The organism is Pseudomonas sp. Q2-TVG4-2, from assembly GCF_013620795.1.
Taxonomy (GTDB): Bacteria; Pseudomonadota; Gammaproteobacteria; order Pseudomonadales; family Pseudomonadaceae; genus Stutzerimonas.
Genome location: NZ_LGLW01000001.1, coordinates 1 through 17,355, shown reverse-complemented (window position 1 = coordinate 17,355; position 17,355 = coordinate 1). Strand labels below are relative to the sequence as shown.

Here is a 17,355-nt window from a genome sequence, read left to right as displayed (position 1 = left end):
ATGATAAGGAGCCTGCTATGAGCCGTTTCCGCGATACCGAAGTCCGAGCTGCTCGTGGCGCTCGCCTGACCGCCAAAAGCTGGCTGACCGAAGCGCCACTGCGCATGCTGATGAACAACCTCGATCCGGACGTTGCGGAGAACCCGAAGGAGCTGGTGGTATACGGTGGCATCGGTCGTGCCGTGCGCGACTGGGAATGCTTCGACAAGATCGTCGAGGTGTTGACCCGGCTGGAGGATAACCAGACCCTGCTGATTCAGTCCGGCAAGCCGGTCGGGGTGTTCGAGACGCACAAGGACGCGCCTCGGGTATTGCTCGCCAATTCCAATCTGGTGCCGCACTGGGCGACTTGGCAGCACTTCAACGAGCTGGACGCCAAGGGCTTGGCCATGTACGGCCAGATGACAGCCGGTTCGTGGATATATATCGGCAGCCAGGGCATCGTCCAGGGTACTTATGAAACCTTCGTCGAAGCCGGCCGCCAGCATTACGGAGGCAGCCTAAAGGGCCGCTGGGTGTTGACTGCCGGACTCGGCGGCATGGGTGGCGCGCAGCCGCTGGCCGCGAGCTTGGCCGGGGCCTGCTCGTTGAATATCGAATGCCAGCAGTCGCGCATCGATTTTCGTTTGAAGACCCGTTACGTCGACCAGCAGGCCAGCGATCTCGACGACGCCCTGGCGCGAATCGACAGATATACCGGCGAAGGCAAGGCCATCTCCATCGCCCTCTGCGGCAACGCTGCCGAGATCCTTCCTGAACTGGTCAAACGCGGCGTACGCCCGGACCTGGTCACCGATCAGACCAGCGCCCACGACCCATGCCACGGTTACTTGCCGGCCGGCTGGAGTTGGGACGAGTACGTCGCGCGTGGCAAGACCGAGGAGGCGATAGTGGTCAAGGCCGCCAAGCAATCCATGGCCGTGCATGTACGTGCCATGCTCGCTTTCCAAGAGATGGGCGTGCCGACCTTTGACTATGGAAACAATATCCGTCAGATGGCATTGGAGGAGGGCGTGAGCAACGCCTTCGATTTCCCCGGCTTCGTCCCAGCCTATATTCGTCCGCTGTTCTGCCAGGGCATCGGTCCGTTCCGCTGGGTGGCGCTGTCCGGTGACCCGGAAGACATCTATAAGACGGATGCCAAGGTCAAGGAATTGATCCCGGACGACATCCACTTGCATAACTGGCTGGACATGGCCCGTGAGCGCATCGCCTTTCAGGGACTCCCGGCCCGTATCTGCTGGGTCGGCCTGAAGGATCGCGCGCGCCTGGCGCAGGCCTTCAATGACATGGTCGCCAGCGGCGAGCTGAAGGCTCCGATCGTGATCGGTCGCGACCACCTCGACTCCGGCTCGGTGGCCAGCCCCAACCGCGAAACCGAGGCGATGCGCGACGGTTCTGATGCCGTATCCGACTGGCCGCTGCTCAACGCCCTGCTGAATACCGCCGGCGGCGCGACCTGGGTGTCGCTGCACCATGGTGGCGGCGTCGGTATGGGCTATTCGCAGCATTCGGGGGTGGTTATCGTCGCTGACGGCACCGCCGAAGCCTGCGCCCGGCTCGGTCGGGTACTGCGCAACGACCCAGGGACGGGGGTGATGCGCCACGCCGACGCCGGTTACGAAATTGCCATCGATTGCGCACGTGAGCAGGGTCTCGACCTGCCGATGATCGGCGCGAACCAAGGAGCCAAAGCATGAGCCTGTTCACCCTCATCCCCGGCACGCTGACCCTGGCCCAACTGCGTGCTGCCTACCAGAACCCGCTCACGCTACGCCTGGACGAAAGCGCCCATGTCGCCATCGAAGCCAGTGTCGCCTGCGTCAACGCTATCATTGCCGAGCACCGCACCGCCTACGGTATCAACACCGGTTTCGGGCTGCTGGCCTCGACCCGCATCGCCAGCGAGGACCTTGAAAAGCTGCAGCGCTCGCTGGTGCTGTCGCACGCCGCCGGGATCGGCGAGCAGCTGGATGACGCCATGGTGCGGCTGATCATGCTGCTCAAAGTCAACAGCCTGGCGCGCGGGTTCTCCGGCATCCGCCTGAAGGTAATCGAAGCATTGATCGCCTTGATCAATGCCGAGGTATATCCGCATATCCCGCTCAAGGGCTCGGTTGGCGCCTCCGGCGATCTGGCTCCCCTGGCACATATGTCTCTGGTGCTGCTTGGTGAAAGCCGGGCGCGCCATAAAGGTAAATGGCTACCGGCCAGCGAGGCGCTGGCGATCGCCGGTCTCGAGCCTATGACCCTGGCGGCCAAGGAGGGTTTGGCCCTGCTTAACGGCACGCAGGTGTCCGCCGCGTACGCCCTGCGCGGGCTGTTTGAGGCCGAAGATCTGTTCGCCGCGGCGACTGTGTGCGGTGCATTGACCGTCGAGGCCGCTCTGGGGTCGCGCGCGCCCTTTGACGCTCGCATTCATGCCGCGCGCGGTCAACGCGGGCAGATCGATGCCGCAGCCGGCTATCGCCATCTGCTCGGTGCGAGCAGCGAAGTGGGACGCTCCCATGAGGCCTGCGACAAAGTGCAGGATCCCTATTCGCTGCGTTGTCAGCCCCAGGTCATGGGAGCCTGCCTGACCCAGCTGCGCCAGGCCGCTGAAGTGTTGGCAGTGGAAGCCAACGCGGTGTCCGATAATCCGCTGGTGTTTGCTGCTGAGGGCGATGTGATCTCTGGTGGCAATTTCCACGCTGAGCCGGTGGCGATGGCCGCCGATAACATAGCGCTGGCCATCGCCGAGATCGGTGCACTGAGCGAGCGGCGCACCTCGTTGATGATGGACAAGCACATGTCGCAGCTGCCGCCGTTTCTGGTGGCCAATGGCGGAGTCAACTCCGGTTTCATGATCGCCCAGGTCACCGCTGCGGCGTTGGCCAGCGAGAACAAGGCCCTGGCCCATCCGCACAGTGTCGATAGCCTGCCGACCTCGGCCAACCAGGAAGATCACGTCTCCATGGCCCCTGCGGCCGGCAAGCGCCTGTGGGAAATGGCCGCCAACACCCGTGGCGTACTGGCCATCGAATGGCTCGGAGCCTGCCAGGGCTTGGACTTTCGTGAAGGGTTGAAAAGCTCGCCGCTGCTGGAGCAGGCGCGCGAGGCGTTACGAGCCAAGGTGCCCTACTACGTGGAAGACCGCTTCTTCGCCCCGGATATTGCCGTGGCCGATGCTCTTCTCGCCGAGCGTGTGCTGAGCTCACTGCTGCCGGCCGAGATGCTGCCCTCGCTGGGCAGCTAACCCGTCGATGTCGCCGTGCTGCTTTGAATCGATCGATACGCCAGTCCTGCACCGCGGCCAGGGCGAGCGCTATCATCGGCACATCACGCGTCGACACAAAGGGGGCCTGAGTGGCCACTACTACACCCCGTTATCGAGTCATCGAACAGTATTTGCTCGAGCGTATTAGCGCCGGCGATTTTCCGGTCAACCATCAGATCCCTGGAGAGGAACAACTGGCCCGGGATTTTGGTGTTAGCCGCATGACCGCCAACAAGGCCATCCGCGACCTGGTGCAGAAGGGCTACTTGATTCGTCAGGCGGGGCTGGGCACCTTCGTTACCGACCGCAAGGCCGAGTCATCGCTGCATGAAGTGTTGAACATCGCGGCTGAAGTCCGGGGACGCGGTAACGCTTACAGCAATCGGGTTCTGCGCTGCGAGGCGATCGAGGCGGACGATGAAGTTGCTTTGCGGCTCGGCGTACGAGTGGGTACGCCGACGTTTCACAGCATCCTGGTCCACCGTGAGAATGACGTACCGATTCAGCTAGAGGATCGGTACGTGAACCCACGCTGGGTGCCGAACTATCTGGAAACCGATTTCGCCCGACATACGCCCAACGAAGTGCTGGTGGCAGCCTGCCCGCTCTCCGATATCGAGCATGTGGTCGAGGCTGTGCTGGTCGATGGGCAAACCGCCGAATGGTTGGCCATGGACCCTGTCACCCCTTGTTTGCGCATGATCCGCCGCACTTGGTCGAACGATCACCTGATCAGCTATGCGCGGCTGATCCATCCCGGGGATCGCTACAAGCTGCGTTCGGCGGTGAGGGGATAAACGCCGCCGCATCCGCTGGCTTTAACGGCCAAGGGATATCTCCGGCTGCCGCGGCCCGCTGTGCATGGCGGTACCGTCATGCTGTTTGGCCTTTGATAAGGGAAGGCAAGGCTCGGATAAAGCGTAAACCGCTCGCGTCCTACAAGCGGCACTTGACCTTGGAGCATGGTCCAGGGGCTAAGGTGGGTCTTGAGGTTGATGACTCGAAAGGTCGTCGTTCTGAAAACGATCAATGTTATCGGAGACATGCCATGACCACTAAACGCAAGGTCGAAGTATTCAGTGCCGGATGCCCGGCCTGCCAATCGACCATTGAGCTTGTTAACCGCATCGCGTGCGATATGTGCGATGTCTCAATCCTCGATATGAATGATATCGAGGTGGCTGCGCGCGCCCGAGCCTTAGGTGTGCAATCGGTACCGGCGGTCGCTATCAATGGGCAGCTGGCGTCCTGTTGCACGAATGCCGGTGTCGATGAGCAGGCGCTTCGCGCCGCCGGACTAGGCCGCGTCTAGGCTTCATCCTCATCCTGGCGGGGCTGAGGAGGTCTCGTCGGGACGAACGGAATGCGCTTCAAGGCAGGTGTTAAAAAATCACCCTTCTGCCGAAGGACGACACGTCAGCGAAAATAACGGGGTCGATCGTGGATCAGATACAAGAGCCTATGCAAACCATCGGTAATCTGGCCCTGTCGGCCGGAGTCAGTGCCGACACGTTGCGCTATTACGAAAAGCAAGGCTTGATCAAGCCAGAGACGAAATCAGCTGCGGGCTACCGTCTTTACACGCATGAGGCCGTCCGTCGTATCCGCTTTATCAAGCATGCCCAACGGTGCGGATTTACCTTGTCCGAGATATGTGACCTGCTCACATTGAAACAGGCCGATAGCGCCTGCTGTGCTGACGTCCGCAGCCTGGCCGTCGATAAGAAATTGCGCATCGAACACAAGCTCCGCGCACTACAAGCCATGTCTCAGGCACTCGACACGCTAATACTCAGTTGTAACGGCGGGGAGAGTGGCACTGACTGCTGCCCGATATTGGTTGCTTTGGAAAGCGGTCTGGATGAGGTGTCGAAGTGACCATCAGGATCGAAATTATCGCAGCGCCGGGGTGCGCTAAGTGCTTGCATACGAAAGACGATCTCCGTGCCGTTGCGGTCTCGCTGTTCGGCGAGGCCAATCTCCACTGGCGGGAGGTAAACGTCCTGGAAGAGCTTGATTATGCTGTCTCGCTCGGGGTCTTGAGCATGCCGGCGATCGCCATTGACGGCACACTCAGGTTCATGGCACTTCCTACTACCGAGCAATTCAAGGCCGAGCTGACTCGCCTGGCGCTGAGTTAATGGATGCCGAGACATTGCAACAGGCGCTACTGCAAGTTGGGCCTGGCGCTCTGTGGATAAGCTTCCTGGCTGGCTTCGTTTTCAGCTTCAATCCCGTCGCGCTGGCGGCCATTCCGGTTTCGCTTGCCTACCTGACGACATCACGCTCATCACGCCAGGCCAGGCTCTATGGTGGCCTTTTCGTTCTAGGCATGATTCTGACTCACGTGGCTTTGGGCTTGATAGCGAGTCTGGGGGGCAGTTGGGTTCAGAGCTTGCTCGGGCGGGCCTGGGGGTTGCTGCTTGGCCCGCTGCTCGTGTTTCTAGGGTTGGTCTGGTTAGGATGGGTGCGTGTGCCAGTTCCGGCGTTGAGGATGCGCGGGCGACAGGTGACCGGTGGCTGGGGAGCGTTCATGCTGGGTGTCCCCTTTTCCGTAGCCATCTGCCCCTTCTGCACGCCAGCGCTCGTTGTGCTGTTGGGCGTTGCGCTCGCTATCGGTGCCCCCGGTTTTGGGGCGCTGTTGTTACTGGCTTTTGCAATGGGCCGGGCAGTTCCGATCCTGCTTGGAGCGATCGCCATCGGTTGGCTGCAAAATCTCTCGGCATTGAATCGTTACCGCAAGATTTTCGAGATCATCGGCGGGGTTTTGCTAATACTTTCCGGCCTGTACATGCTCAATGCCTACATACCTTTCCCATAATGATGATGTGAGGTCGGGCGAGAGGCTGGCGTCGCTCGTGAGCCAAGCGGTAAATACGGATTCACCGGTGGGGCCGCTGGGCTTAATAACGCAGCATCTCCGCCAAACGAGAGAGGACGAAATATGAACGAGATGATGAGTTGCGGCGGCGGGGCGATGATGTGGGGCATGGGGGCGGTCATGCTGTTGGCGGCATTACTGTTGGTGCTGGGTGTCGTTGCCCTGTTGAAATATCTGTTCTCCAGCTCCAAACGCTAGCGGATATGCGGCCTGTGCCGATCGACACAAACACTGTCGATTCCGGCGCGATGCACGCTTATGCCTCATGGCACGTACCTGCGCAGTCGCTAGCAAGAGAGAGGGCAGCCAGTTGAGCCACCTAATCGTTCAGGTGGCCCAACAGTTGGCGATGGTGGCCATGGCTATACCCTGTGAGCGCTCTGATCCGAAAGCCGGCATCAGAGTAAAGCGACGCTTATTCCGGGTCTCGTTTCAGCATCCGAATTGCAAGCGCTGCGAGGCCGACTGCCGCTAAGGCCAGCCCCAACTTAGCAGCCGGCGGAAGAGGGCGGCTGCGCTCCGCTATGGGTGCGAGCATCGGGCGCATAAACTGGCCCAGCCAGAGGTTGGCCGCGAGCGGCGGCGCGCCTTTGACAAGATCGTTGATAGCGATTTTGCCACCGCGCGAGGGGCCTCCCCAGCCGTACGCGGTTGGTCCGACCATGTGCATCGTCTTATCGACACCTTGGTCGACCGGGCCAACCCAACCATTGACTTCCAGCTGCTGCAGTGCTCGCCACAACGTCGGGGCGTGAGCGAATTCGCTGCGAAAGGCTACTCGGCCCTCCGTGTCGATGAGTAACAGGTGGTTCGGTAGCTCCGTGTATTGCCTGTGGGTGGCGCCGTCTAGTTCACCAACCAAGATAGGCCATTCAACGCCGTCCTCATCTCGCAGACGTCGAGCCTGTTGGCGTTTTTGCTCCATGCTGTGATGCGCCGGCATCTCTTCGCCAGGATGCGCCTCGCGGACATAGAACATTAGCCACTGCACTCCGTCTTGTCCGCGCTCGCGATGCAATGCCGTTAGCCCTGGCAAGCTGCCGGTCGTCATCGGGCATGTGCCACTGCCAAAGATGAGTACAACGGGTTGGCCTCGTAATTCGTTCAATCGCCATGTCTTGCCGTCTATATCCTGAACGGTGAAATCGGGGGCCAGATCGCCAGGCATTGGCCCTGGTGAAGACATCACCAATTTCACGTCCTTGCCAAGCGTGCTCGGGTGGAAACGGTCATAGTTATAGACCGATGGTGGCTGCTGAACCTGGGGCTGCTGGGTCTGATCGGTTGTTTGCATGATGGATCCTCTGATGAAAGGCTTATCTGGTTTCGAGCCTTCTACCTAGTTGCGATCCCTCTCATTCCAGTGAGTTCGTTCTGTTTAGATACTCAACCGGCTACACATCCGAACACCTCGTTTCGACATATCTACGATGAGCTCCCGCTACATACGCAAGCCCTTCGGGCTTATCGGTCCGATCCCGTCTGGGTAGGGCGCGGTGTGACTTGCGAACCATCCAGGCCAAAGCGCGCTTGGTTCAGGCGTGCATATACGTTCGTGGTGCTAATGCAAGTGGAACCGTCGCCGCTCTCCATCCTCCCACCTACATGCAACCAACAAAGCGTGCTCAGGCGGCTGCTACTCGCGACATCCGCATGGGTCATCTGTATCGCGGTGAAAAATTCCGAGGCAAGTATGCGAAGCGAAACGGCAAAGATTGACGGCATTAACATGAGTTGGTTGGAGCAAGGTGAAGGGACGCCTGTGGTGTTGGTACACGGCATCCCAACGTCCCCCGCGCTCTGGCGTTATGTGATGCCGAAACTGAAAAACGTGCGTTGTCTAGCATTCGAAATGGTGGGCTACGGTAACTCCATCGAAGAAGCTGACGGCCGGGACATTTCCATAGCGAAGCAGGCGGACTATCTGGTGGCGTGGCTCGCTCACCTTGGTATCAAGCGAGCCGTTCTGGCGGGGCACGATCTGGGCGGAGGCGTCGTTCAGATTGCGGCGGTTCGACATCCGAGTTTATGCGCGGGGCTATTTCTCACTAACGCAATTGGCTACGACTCATGGCCGATTCCAAGCGTCAAGGCGATGAATGCGTTAGCGCCATTGGTAAAGCATCTTCCTGATACTGCAGGTAAACAGATACTGCGCACCCTCATGTATCGCGGCCATGACGACTCTGCGTTAGCGAAGGAGGCGCTTGATCTGCACTGGCAAGCCTATGCGCGTCATGGCGGTGTTGCCAGCCTGATTCGGCAGGTTGAGGCTCTGGACGTGAACGATACGTTGGCGGTAGCTGCAGCATTGCCGCAACTCAAGATCCCGGCGCGCATCGCCTGGGGCGTAGACGACAAATTTCAAAAAATCGCTTACGGGGAACGTTTCGCCGATGACTTGAACGCGCCCTTGCACCGGATCAACGGTGGCCTCCACTTTACGCCGGAAGATCACCCAGACGAGATTGCCGAGCAGATCAGCCTGCTGGTCAAAACAGTTAGCGAAAATGACCTTGGGTCGGAAGCTGTTTATTAAGGGAACTGCCCGCATGCCATCAAACCGGGTACGAACCGGCGCGCTTTGCATGCTTATAAGAGGCGCCTGGCTCGCTAAACCAGGCCTGGATAAAAACGGTGATCGTCCGCTCAGCGCGCCTCGTTTAGCCTCCAGTCATAGTCGAGGTAATCGAGCCCGACGCCCTGACGGATCCGCCGTTGGTCGGCGGGGTTATGGCTCAACCACCGGGCCCGCAGCGCCAGATACTCCTTCGTTGAGCCCGCCTGGCGTGCGAAATCCTCGCTATACCAATCGAAGATCTTCGAGACCTCAAGACGATTACCTTGCCGATCGAAACGGTTGCGTTGGCGATCCTTGAGAAAGCGCTTGAGGCTGTCTTCCAGCTGTACGTCCAACTGCGCAGCTGTCATCGCTTGGGGGCGCAAGGCCGGGCAACCGAGCGAGGCGCAATTGACCACGAAGTGTATGCGCGGCTCGTCGTAGACGCCGGGTTGGCGGATTAGCTTGTGCTCAACATCGTCGAGGCTGAGGATTTCACCCAGCAACGGAATGAAGCGGCGCTTCCAGGGCGAACTGAACAGACCGCCGACATCCTTGATTGAGGCGATTGGGTAATGCTCTAGGATCAGCTGCACGGTGTAGGCGTTGTAGGCATTGATCAGAAAGGCCAGCTGCTGATCGCGGCGCCAGCCATCGAACTGCGCGCGGTTTACCTTCGACAGTTGCGCCAGGTAGCCGTCGAGCGCAGGGCGGTCTTGAGCGAAGGCTGGATAATCGACCTCGCTGGTCACCCCTTCGCGGACCCATTGCACATGACGCTCCAGCAGATGGGTCCAGCTCTGGTGAGAATGGTCGAATGACTCGGCCTGGGTCAGGCCGCTGAGTGCAACTAGCATCCACAATGTCAGCGATTTCATAACCGTTCTTCCGGGGTGTCCTCACCGGTTGCTCCGCTGCTCGGTGCGTTTTTCCCGGCGTACAGCCGCGCAAGTGTGAAGGGGGAAATGTTGAGCATGAAACCCAAGGCCAGCAGGCGGTTGCGCCAAGTGCGACGCCACCAGCCATCGCGCTTCCAGCGGCGCGAGCTGATCCGCAGCCCATGCTCGATTCGGTGAAACTGCCCATGGCCCCGCAGCCCCTGAACCAGCGGCACCTCCTCGAAGAGCGGCCAGGGTGCGTGCTGCCCGACAGTGAAGTAGGCCGCGCGCCTGGCGAAAATGCCTTGGTCGCCGTAGGGCACACCGACCTGATTGCGCCAGGCCACCAGCCGCTCGATCATTCGACCTTGCCAGTCATGCGTGTCGCTGAAGCGGAAAGCGAAATAGCCACCGGTGGCGCCACCCTCAATGGCGTATCGAACCGCGGCCAATGGCTGGCCTTCCAGATGGGCATCGGCATGCAGAAACCAGAGCACATCGTGCTCAGCCAGCGCGGCGCCCTGACGCAGCTGCTCGCCGCGCGAGGGCGCTGCGGGCGACCAGAGTGCGTCGAGGCGCTGGCACAACCTATGGCAATGCTCGCTGGTGGCTGCATCGACAACGATGATTTGCAGCGGGACACCATCCTCTGCTTCCGCCCGGCGCAGTTGCAGAAGCAGGCGGTCAAGGTGGGATTCGTCCTTCCAGCAAGGGATGATCACGCTGATCTGAAGTGGACGAGTCATAGCGGCGTTACACCGCTTCGGCTCAGTGCCTGCAAGAGGTGGCGGCGGGCGGCGCGGGGATCGCCCGCCAGTTGCAGCTGGGCAAGTGATAAATCCGCTTGATCATCAATGTCGAACGAATCTCCACAGCAAGCGACCGAGTGACCTGCGCTGCGGCAGATATCCGCAAGCGCCTGGCCAAGGCTAGCGGAGCTCCAGGGTAGCGCGGCCAGATTCGGCCAGGGGCGGTTCGAGGCCATCAGCACCACGCCCCCGTCCCGCGCTCCGAGCAGTACCGTATCGGTTTCGACCAATGCCGCACGTACACGTTGATAGTCTCCAAGCGTCAGGGCTGGCGCGTCACTGCCGATGAACACCAATCGTTGATGACCTTGCTCGCGCAAGGCCTTATCCAGCGCATTCAACCGCTCACCGAGGTTGCCGTTGCCTTGCGCTATACACATGGCTTGTGGCGCCTGTGCATGGGCCCAACCACAAGCCCCACTGTGATCCGGCGAGATGATGGTCGCGCCGGGCCATGCATCGAGATCTTCCAGCGCGCAATCAAGGAGTCGCTCGGCAATACGCAATGCCGGTTCCGCGCCAATCTGGACCGCCAGACGCTGCTTACCGTGACCGAGGGCGGGTCGTTTGCAGACCAGCACCAGAGTGGGATGATTCGATACGTGCTGTTCGATAGTCATTGAGCAGGCTCAGTAAGATCGGGGCGAGATTAAAAAAGGTGCGGCACGGTTCGATGGCGGCATCCACTGGCACCCGTCTTTAGCTTGGCACCGTTCTATCGAGGCGCAGATCCGAGTCGCCAGCGATGGAAGCGGGCGAGCCAGCGCAGCGCCCTGGCTGGCGCATGAGCGCGCTTCCATTCTCCCGCGGCATATTTGTTGGCCTCGGCGAGGGTCGGATAAATATGGATGGTGCCCAGGATTTTGTTGAGACCCAAGCCGTGCTTCATGGCAGTAACGAATTCGGTGATGAGGTCGCCGGCGTGTGCGCCGACGATCGTGGCGCCGAGGATGCGGTCTTTGCCCGGTACGGTCAGCACCTTGACGAAGCCATGCGCGGTCTCGTCGGCGATGGCTCGATCGAGCTCATCCATGCCGAAGCGGGTGACTTCATAGGCGATGCCTTGAGTCGTGGCCTCCTGCTCGTTGAGACCCACATGCGCCACCTCGGGATCGGTAAAGGTGGCCCAGGGGATCACCCTATAATCCACCTTGAAGCGTTTGAAACCGCCGAACAGCCCGTTCACCGCGCCATACCAGGCCTGGTGTGCGGAAACATGGGTGAATTGGAAGGGGCCGGTCACATCACCAACGACGAAGATGTTGGGGAAGCGCGTTGCCAGGTATTCGTCGGACGCCAGGGTGCCATCGTCTCGGACCTCTAGATTCAGCTCTTGCGCACCGAAACCTGTGGCGTTGGCCGCGCGACCCAGGGCCAGCAACACCTGGTCGAAGGGCAGGGCAACTTCGGTATCGCCGGCAAGATCGGCGCAGATGAGCTGCCGCTGACCGTCGATCAGCTCGAAACGCACCGCGTTGTGTTGAAGTCGTACGTCCACGCCATCGGCGCGCAAACCAGCCAGGACGGCGGCACTGGCGTCAGCATCCTCCTTGGGTAACAGACGCTCATTGCGCTGAACCAGAGTGACTGCGCATCCGAGACGTTGGAACGCCTGTGTCAGCTCGCAGCCGATCGGGCCGCCGCCGAGTACCAGCAGGTGTTTCGGCTGCTCGCGCAGTGCCCAGACGGTATCGGAGGTCAGCGGTTCGACCTGCTCGATACCCGGAATTTTCGGTATTTTCGGACGGGCGCCAGTGGCGACGACAATGGCGCGGGTGCTGAGGCGCTGGTCATTGACCTCGACCGTCCATGGGGAGGTGATCCGGGCCTCGCCCTCGATGACTTCGACCCCTAGCTTGGTGTATCGCTCGATCGAGTCGTGTGGCTCCACCGTGGCCACCACACGCTGGATACGCTCCATGACTGCGGCGAAATCCACCGCGCCGCCGACTGGCGCGAAGCCAAGTTGGTCGGCTTTCTTAAGCTCCTTGGCGAATTTGGCGGAGCGGATCAGAGCCTTGGACGGGACGCAGCCGGTGTTCAGGCAATCGCCACCCATCTTGTGCTTCTCGATCAGGGTGACCTTGGCCTTTATTGCCGCGGCGATATAGGCACTGACTAACCCGCCGGAACCGGCGCCGATAACGATCAGGTTGCGGTCGAAGTGACGAGGTTTGTTCCAGCCGGCGTAGACCTTCCGCGCCTTGAACCAGCCCAGCGCCTTGCGCGACAACAAGGGCAGCAGGCCCAGCAGAACGAAGGCGCCGATCAGCCCCGGAGAAAGTATTCCGCCTAACGAATTCAGCTGCCCAAGTTCGCGCCCGGCGTTCACATACACCAGCGTGCCAGGCAGCATGCCAAGTTGGCTGACCCACCAGAACGTGCGCACCGGCAGTTTCGTCAGGCCCATGGCTAGGTTGATAAGAAAAAACGGAAATACCGGCACCAGACGCAATGCGAACAGGTAGGTGGCGCCCTCACGAGCGATACCCGTGTTGATCCCAGCCAGGCGCTGCTTGAAGCGCGCCTGCACCCAATCGCGCAACAAATAGCGGCTGATCAGCATGGCGAGGGTGGCACCGAACGTCGACGCAAAAGACGCGAGCAGGGTACCGCCAAGCAGGCCAAACAGTGCGCCACCCACGAGCGTCATCAGGGCCGCGCCTGGCAGGGAAAGCGCGGTGACCAGGACATAGATAGCAAAGAAGGTACTGCCCGCGAGCCACGGATGGGCCGTCACCTGGGCGTCAAGGGCCGCTTGCTGCGCTTTTAGGTTGGTGAGGCTGAGATATTGACTGATATCGAAGACAAAGAAGCCGGCAAGCAGCACCATGACCAAGACCAGCAATGCGAGTTTACGGCTATTCATCCGAATGGATCTCCAGTGCCAAGGGGACCTGCGCATCGCTCGAAGCTACCAAGCATGGCCTGTTCGAGCTGATCGGCGCAGGCAAAGCAAATGCGTGTGCGATAGGAAAGGGCGGCCGGGCTGTCTAACGGCCACTGACGGTCGAAATCGGCGAGAAAGGCCCGATGGTCGTAGTGCAGCGGTAACGCCTCGATAGTCAGGTCGCCACGTTTGGCACGGTAGAGCGCGTTCGGATGCGGTTCGGTGGCAATACGGGTGACCAGCCCGTAGCGGCCATCAGCGAAGTTCGGCAGTCCGGCGGCGCCGTTGTTGATGACCACGCCGTGCCGCAAGCCCAACGCGGCTGCACTGCAGGTGTGGCTGGTGGCTAGAACGCCGATCCGATTTTCCGCCAACCACTGGTCCAGTTGTTGGTGACGTGCCGGCTCAGCCAGGGCTTCGCGACCACAACCCCAACCGGCCAGCGATTGCTCGTCGCCATGGCTGATCGCAACCCTCTGGCCGGCCACACTGATAAGCCCCGTAGCGGGCCGCATAGCCAGCCGCTCGGCCATGCCCGGTAAGCAGCCAACGGTGTTGGTTAGCCTGTTGTGGATGGCATTGGATCGATCCACTAGCGCATCATCCACTGTGTCGGGGTAGGCGCAGCCGCAGCCGGCGCCACTTTCCGCGCCGCGCCCCAGCTCGGTTTCAACGTTGCCTCTAAGGCTAATGTGTGGCTCTAGGCCCTGTTCAATTTCGGCAAACAGATCGGGGTCGACGTCGAACCAGTGAGCGTCGCCGTTGAACACGACGCGCGCATCCGGCTCGTGCATCAGGTATTGCTGCAGGGCCGACAACGCCTGCCGATTGCCGTACAAGCCGCCGACGACGTAAAGGCTTTCGCAGTCGAATGCCACCGCACCGCTGAACGCTTCAGCGGAAAGACGGTAATCCAGCGGGCAATCCCGTCCGGCGCGCATCAGCTGCGCCCTCGCAGCCAGCCGGGTAGAAGGTAGCCCAGTATGCAAAGCAGCAAACCGTAGAGGTTGGTCCCCAGCAGCAAGGCGTACTTGCCTTCGCCGATGGCCCAGCTCTGCGGTATCCAACCTAGCGTCAGGGCGATGCCAAGGCAGAGGCCGGTCCAGAAGCTCAGGTGAAACCCAAGTCGGGTCGGCCTTGTCAGGCCATGCAATACGAATACCGGAGCGAGGCCGATGACCATTGTCCCGCTGATGGTGGTGGCCTTGAGGATATCGGTGCCGGCGATCATCGGCAGGTTACCGAGCAGTGCGAACAGTATCATCGCGCCCATTCCAAGACCCATCGCGCGTGAGCCCAGATCGCGGCCGGCCAGCAGCGGCAGCTCTCGGCCAACCAGCTTGGCGAGGCTGGAGAACGTCGAGTCCAATGTCGAACCGGCGGCGGATACCATTACCACGGTCATCACCAACAGCGCGCCGATACCCATCGTCCTGGCAAGAGTGGCCGGGACGTTGTCCGATGCCGCCAAACCGGACAATTGTGCGTGCACACCGATCAGGCTGAAGACCAGGATCGCGACGAAACCCAGGATGCCGGCGAGCAGAAACGCGCGCCGCATGGTTCTTTCTTCGCTGATGAATCCACGATCAGTGAGCACCGGGTCGTGAAAACCGTAGCTCAGTGCTTGTAGACCGGCGACCAGAAGCAAGTCGACCCCGGCGTCGAGCGACCAGTGGCTGGTACTGGCCAATTCGCTCAGTGAGTGCTGTGGCAATACCAACCCCAGCGCCCAAATCAGTGCGACGATGAAAATCGCCATTTGCGCCGCATCGGTGAGGATCGAACTGCGTAACCCGCCGCGCAGGCTGTAGGCCAGCGTAACGGCTGTGAACAGCAAGGCGGCGCCGATGAACTCGATACTGCCGGAGGGGCCGTAGTAGCCGCCGACCACTGCGGTATTGCTCCATACCTCGTTGAACAGGCGGATCAGAATCGCTGCCGTAAAGGCCAGCGCTGCCGCATGGCCATAGTGGCTCGAGAGGAAGCTGACCAATCCCTTGGCTGCAAAGCGTCGGCGCAAGCGATAGATGACAAAGCCGGTCAGGGGAATCGACAACCAGTACATGGCGTAGGCCAGCCCGCCGACAAGCCCATAGCTTGCGCCGAGGTTGGCAGCGTTGGTGACTGACTTGGCAAAGATCCAACTGATGAAAATGCTCGACGTCAGCAACCAGGGTGCGACGCTGCGGCCTTCTCGATCCTGGCCCTCAAAGAAACCACCAGGCGTCACCGAGCGTGGCGACAAGGCCAGCATCATGGCCCCGTAGACGACCAGAAACCCCCAGAAGAAAAGCCCGGTCACATCGCTGGTATACATATGAATATCCTATTCGACCAGACTGCCGCCGCAACTCGATCCTTGCCCGGCGGTGCAGGCATAGCAGTGGTCTCGAGTCGCGATAGGGTTGCCCTCCAGATTCGTCGTCTCGAGCAGGTCACGTAGATGTGGCCGGTCGCGGCCAATCAGGCCATCAAGCGCCATTGGTAGTTCGAGCATTTGATTGAAATCGCAGTCATAAAGGTACCCCTGCCAGTCAACGCTGATCAGGCTGCGGCACATCACTGCGTCGAGGTTCGCCGGTCGATAGCTGTCGCGCAGCAGCTGCATGTAGCTGCCGAACTGGCCCTTACTGACCAAGGTACTGCCGAAGCGGGCAATGGGTTGGTTGGTAATGGTCAGCAAATGGTTGAAGCAGATGCCGAAGTCCTGCGCAAGATGCGCTTTGTAATCCGCTTCGAGTTGGGCTTGGGCTGGTGGCAGGTTGGGACCCTGCGGGTTGTACACAAGGTTGAGGATCAATCCGCTGTCGTCTGCGCCGTAGCCGAGCCGGTTGAGTTGGCGCAGCCCCGAGATACTGGCCTCGAATACGCCATCGCCACGCTGTTTGTCGACGTTCTCCTGCGAATAGCAGGGCAATGAGGCAGTGACCTCAACGCCCTGATCGGCAAGGAATACCGCTAGGTCCTCGTATCCCGGCTCGCTCAATATCGTCAGGTTGCAGCGATCGATTACCCGCAACCCTTCACGCCGTGCGTGGGTGACGATCTCACGAAAGCGCGGATGCATCTCCGGCGCGCCGCCGGTCAGATCCAGCGTGCGCACCGGATGCGCATCAATCACCCGATGCAGCAGGGTCAGACTGTCGTCGGTCATGGCCTCGGTGCGCGTGGGGCCGGCGTTCACGTGGCAATGCAGACAGCGCTGATTGCAGCGGTAAGTAAGATTGACCTGCAGGGCCTCGAGTGTGCCCCGGCGGATCGGAGGAAACTCCAGGGCATTCAGGAGGGGAAGCGTGGCATGCATGGCGATGGTTGCTCTTCGGATAGATGTTTGTTGGAGTCGTCATCCGGGCCGCTGTTACAGATTCGGTCCGCGCAGGCGACTCGCGAGTCCGTTGAGGCTTTCCAAGGTGACATCCGGCTCCACCCCCCAAGGGTCGAACTGAACGCTTGGATCACGGCGTAGCCAGGCGGTCTTCATGCCAGCGTGGGCTGCCCCCAGCACGTCGAATGGATTCCCCGAGACCAGGCAGATTCGTTCGGCAGGTTCCTCGCACACCTTTGACAAATGAGCATAAACCTCTGGTGCTGGCTTGAAGGAGCGCACGGCTTCGACGCTCACGACCGCCGTGAAGGCATCGGCAATACCGGCCTGTTGCAGTAGACGGTCCACTGCGTCCTGACTGCCGTTGGAGAATGCATAGAGGGCGAATCCGCTACCGCTTAGCTGCTGCAGGCTGCCCTGGACATCCGGGAAGGCATCCAGCTCGCTGTAGGCGAGCATCAACCGCTCGATAGCTGCCTGGTCTAGTGTGCGTCCGTGTTCCTGGCATGCGTAAACCAACGCGTCCCGAGTGCAGACAGAAAAATCGCGGTAATCGCGCATCAGGCCTCTGCGGAAACTGTATTCCAGCTGCTTTTGACGCCACAACCGCGATATTGCAGGCGCCGGCTCACCGACCAGCTCAGTCAACTTGCCCAACACTGCCTGGGTGTCAATGAGTGTTCCATAGACGTCAAAAGCCAGCGCATTAATCATGGGTGGAACTCCTTTTGGTCATAGTCTGGTTTTGGTTAT

At 60.5% G+C, this 17,355-nt stretch carries 18 protein-coding genes; 9 read left to right on the top strand and 9 right to left on the bottom strand.

The window, feature by feature from the left end; all coding sequences use genetic code 11:
* Positions 1-17 precede the first annotated feature (17 nt).
* From hutU to H3028_RS21135, 8 genes are all read left to right on the top strand, one after another.
* Positions 18-1,700, top strand: coding sequence for a urocanate hydratase (gene hutU, locus H3028_RS00085; protein ID WP_181295057.1), 1,683 nt, complete (start codon positions 18-20; stop codon positions 1,698-1,700).
* The gene (hutH, locus tag H3028_RS00080; RefSeq protein ID WP_181295056.1) at positions 1,697-3,235 is read left to right on the top strand and encodes a histidine ammonia-lyase; all 1,539 of its coding nucleotides are present in this window, start codon (positions 1,697-1,699) and stop codon (positions 3,233-3,235) included. Before hutU ends, hutH begins: the two co-directional genes overlap by 4 nt.
* Before the next feature lie 110 nt (positions 3,236-3,345).
* The gene (hutC, locus tag H3028_RS00075; RefSeq protein WP_181295055.1) at positions 3,346-4,053 is read left to right on the top strand and encodes a histidine utilization repressor; all 708 of its coding nucleotides are present in this window, start codon (positions 3,346-3,348) and stop codon (positions 4,051-4,053) included.
* A 251-nt stretch (positions 4,054-4,304) separates the two neighbouring features.
* Complete coding sequence (locus H3028_RS00070) at positions 4,305-4,568, top strand: thioredoxin family protein (protein WP_181295054.1); 264 nt, start codon at positions 4,305-4,307, stop codon at positions 4,566-4,568.
* 128 nt (positions 4,569-4,696) lie between these two features.
* Positions 4,697-5,134 (top strand): heavy metal-responsive transcriptional regulator, encoded by a 438-nt coding sequence (locus tag H3028_RS00065; protein WP_309109503.1) that lies wholly within the window; start codon positions 4,697-4,699, stop codon positions 5,132-5,134.
* Positions 5,131-5,397 (top strand): thioredoxin family protein, encoded by a 267-nt coding sequence (locus H3028_RS00060; RefSeq protein ID WP_181295053.1) that lies wholly within the window; start codon positions 5,131-5,133, stop codon positions 5,395-5,397. The genes H3028_RS00065 and H3028_RS00060 overlap by 4 nt, the downstream gene beginning before the upstream one ends.
* On the top strand, positions 5,397-6,077 hold the full coding sequence (locus tag H3028_RS00055; RefSeq protein WP_181295052.1) for a cytochrome c biogenesis CcdA family protein: 681 nt from the start codon (positions 5,397-5,399) through the stop codon (positions 6,075-6,077). Before H3028_RS00060 ends, H3028_RS00055 begins: the two co-directional genes overlap by 1 nt.
* A 123-nt stretch (positions 6,078-6,200) precedes the next feature.
* A complete protein-coding gene (locus tag H3028_RS21135) occupies positions 6,201-6,335 on the top strand; it encodes a hypothetical protein (protein ID WP_258237636.1) in 135 nt (44 codons plus the stop codon).
* Positions 6,336-6,552: 217 nt separating this feature from the next.
* On the opposite strand, the gene H3028_RS00050 is transcribed toward H3028_RS21135, so the two are convergent.
* Entirely contained in the window at positions 6,553-7,431 is an 879-nt protein-coding gene (locus tag H3028_RS00050) for a peroxiredoxin (protein WP_181295051.1), read from the bottom strand.
* Positions 7,432-7,830: 399 nt separating this feature from the next.
* Here H3028_RS00050 and H3028_RS00045 point away from each other — a divergent pair, with 399 nt between their 5' ends.
* The gene (locus H3028_RS00045) at positions 7,831-8,676 is read left to right on the top strand and encodes an alpha/beta fold hydrolase (protein ID WP_181295050.1); all 846 of its coding nucleotides are present in this window, start codon (positions 7,831-7,833) and stop codon (positions 8,674-8,676) included.
* Positions 8,677-8,786: 110 nt separating this feature from the next.
* On the opposite strand, the gene H3028_RS00040 is transcribed toward H3028_RS00045, so the two are convergent.
* From H3028_RS00040 to H3028_RS00005, 8 genes are all read right to left on the bottom strand, one after another.
* Positions 8,787-9,575 (bottom strand): DUF547 domain-containing protein, encoded by a 789-nt coding sequence (locus H3028_RS00040; protein ID WP_181295049.1) that lies wholly within the window; start codon positions 9,573-9,575, stop codon positions 8,787-8,789.
* Positions 9,572-10,321 carry a glycosyl transferase family 2 gene (locus tag H3028_RS00035; RefSeq protein ID WP_181295048.1) on the bottom strand — a complete coding sequence of 250 codons (750 nt, stop codon included), beginning with the start codon at positions 10,319-10,321 and terminating at the stop codon, positions 9,572-9,574. Before H3028_RS00035 ends, H3028_RS00040 begins: the two co-directional genes overlap by 4 nt.
* Positions 10,318-11,004 (bottom strand): DUF2064 domain-containing protein, encoded by a 687-nt coding sequence (locus H3028_RS00030; protein ID WP_181295047.1) that lies wholly within the window; start codon positions 11,002-11,004, stop codon positions 10,318-10,320. Before H3028_RS00030 ends, H3028_RS00035 begins: the two co-directional genes overlap by 4 nt.
* Before the next feature lie 95 nt (positions 11,005-11,099).
* Positions 11,100-13,253 (bottom strand): FAD-dependent oxidoreductase, encoded by a 2,154-nt coding sequence (locus H3028_RS00025; protein ID WP_181295046.1) that lies wholly within the window; start codon positions 13,251-13,253, stop codon positions 11,100-11,102.
* A complete protein-coding gene (locus H3028_RS00020; RefSeq protein WP_219919784.1) occupies positions 13,250-14,215 on the bottom strand; it encodes a hypothetical protein in 966 nt (321 codons plus the stop codon). The genes H3028_RS00025 and H3028_RS00020 overlap by 4 nt, the downstream gene beginning before the upstream one ends.
* Positions 14,215-15,594: a sodium:solute symporter gene (locus H3028_RS00015; protein ID WP_181295045.1), complete on the bottom strand. Its 1,380-nt coding sequence runs from the start codon at positions 15,592-15,594 to the stop codon at positions 14,215-14,217. The genes H3028_RS00020 and H3028_RS00015 overlap by 1 nt, the downstream gene beginning before the upstream one ends.
* Positions 15,595-15,603: 9 nt before the next feature.
* Positions 15,604-16,581 (bottom strand): arsenosugar biosynthesis radical SAM (seleno)protein ArsS, encoded by a 978-nt coding sequence (arsS, locus tag H3028_RS00010; RefSeq protein WP_181295044.1) that lies wholly within the window; start codon positions 16,579-16,581, stop codon positions 15,604-15,606.
* Between the two features lie 54 nt (positions 16,582-16,635).
* Entirely contained in the window at positions 16,636-17,316 is a 681-nt protein-coding gene (locus H3028_RS00005) for a haloacid dehalogenase type II (RefSeq protein ID WP_181295043.1), read from the bottom strand.
* Positions 17,317-17,355: the final 39 nt, after the last annotated feature.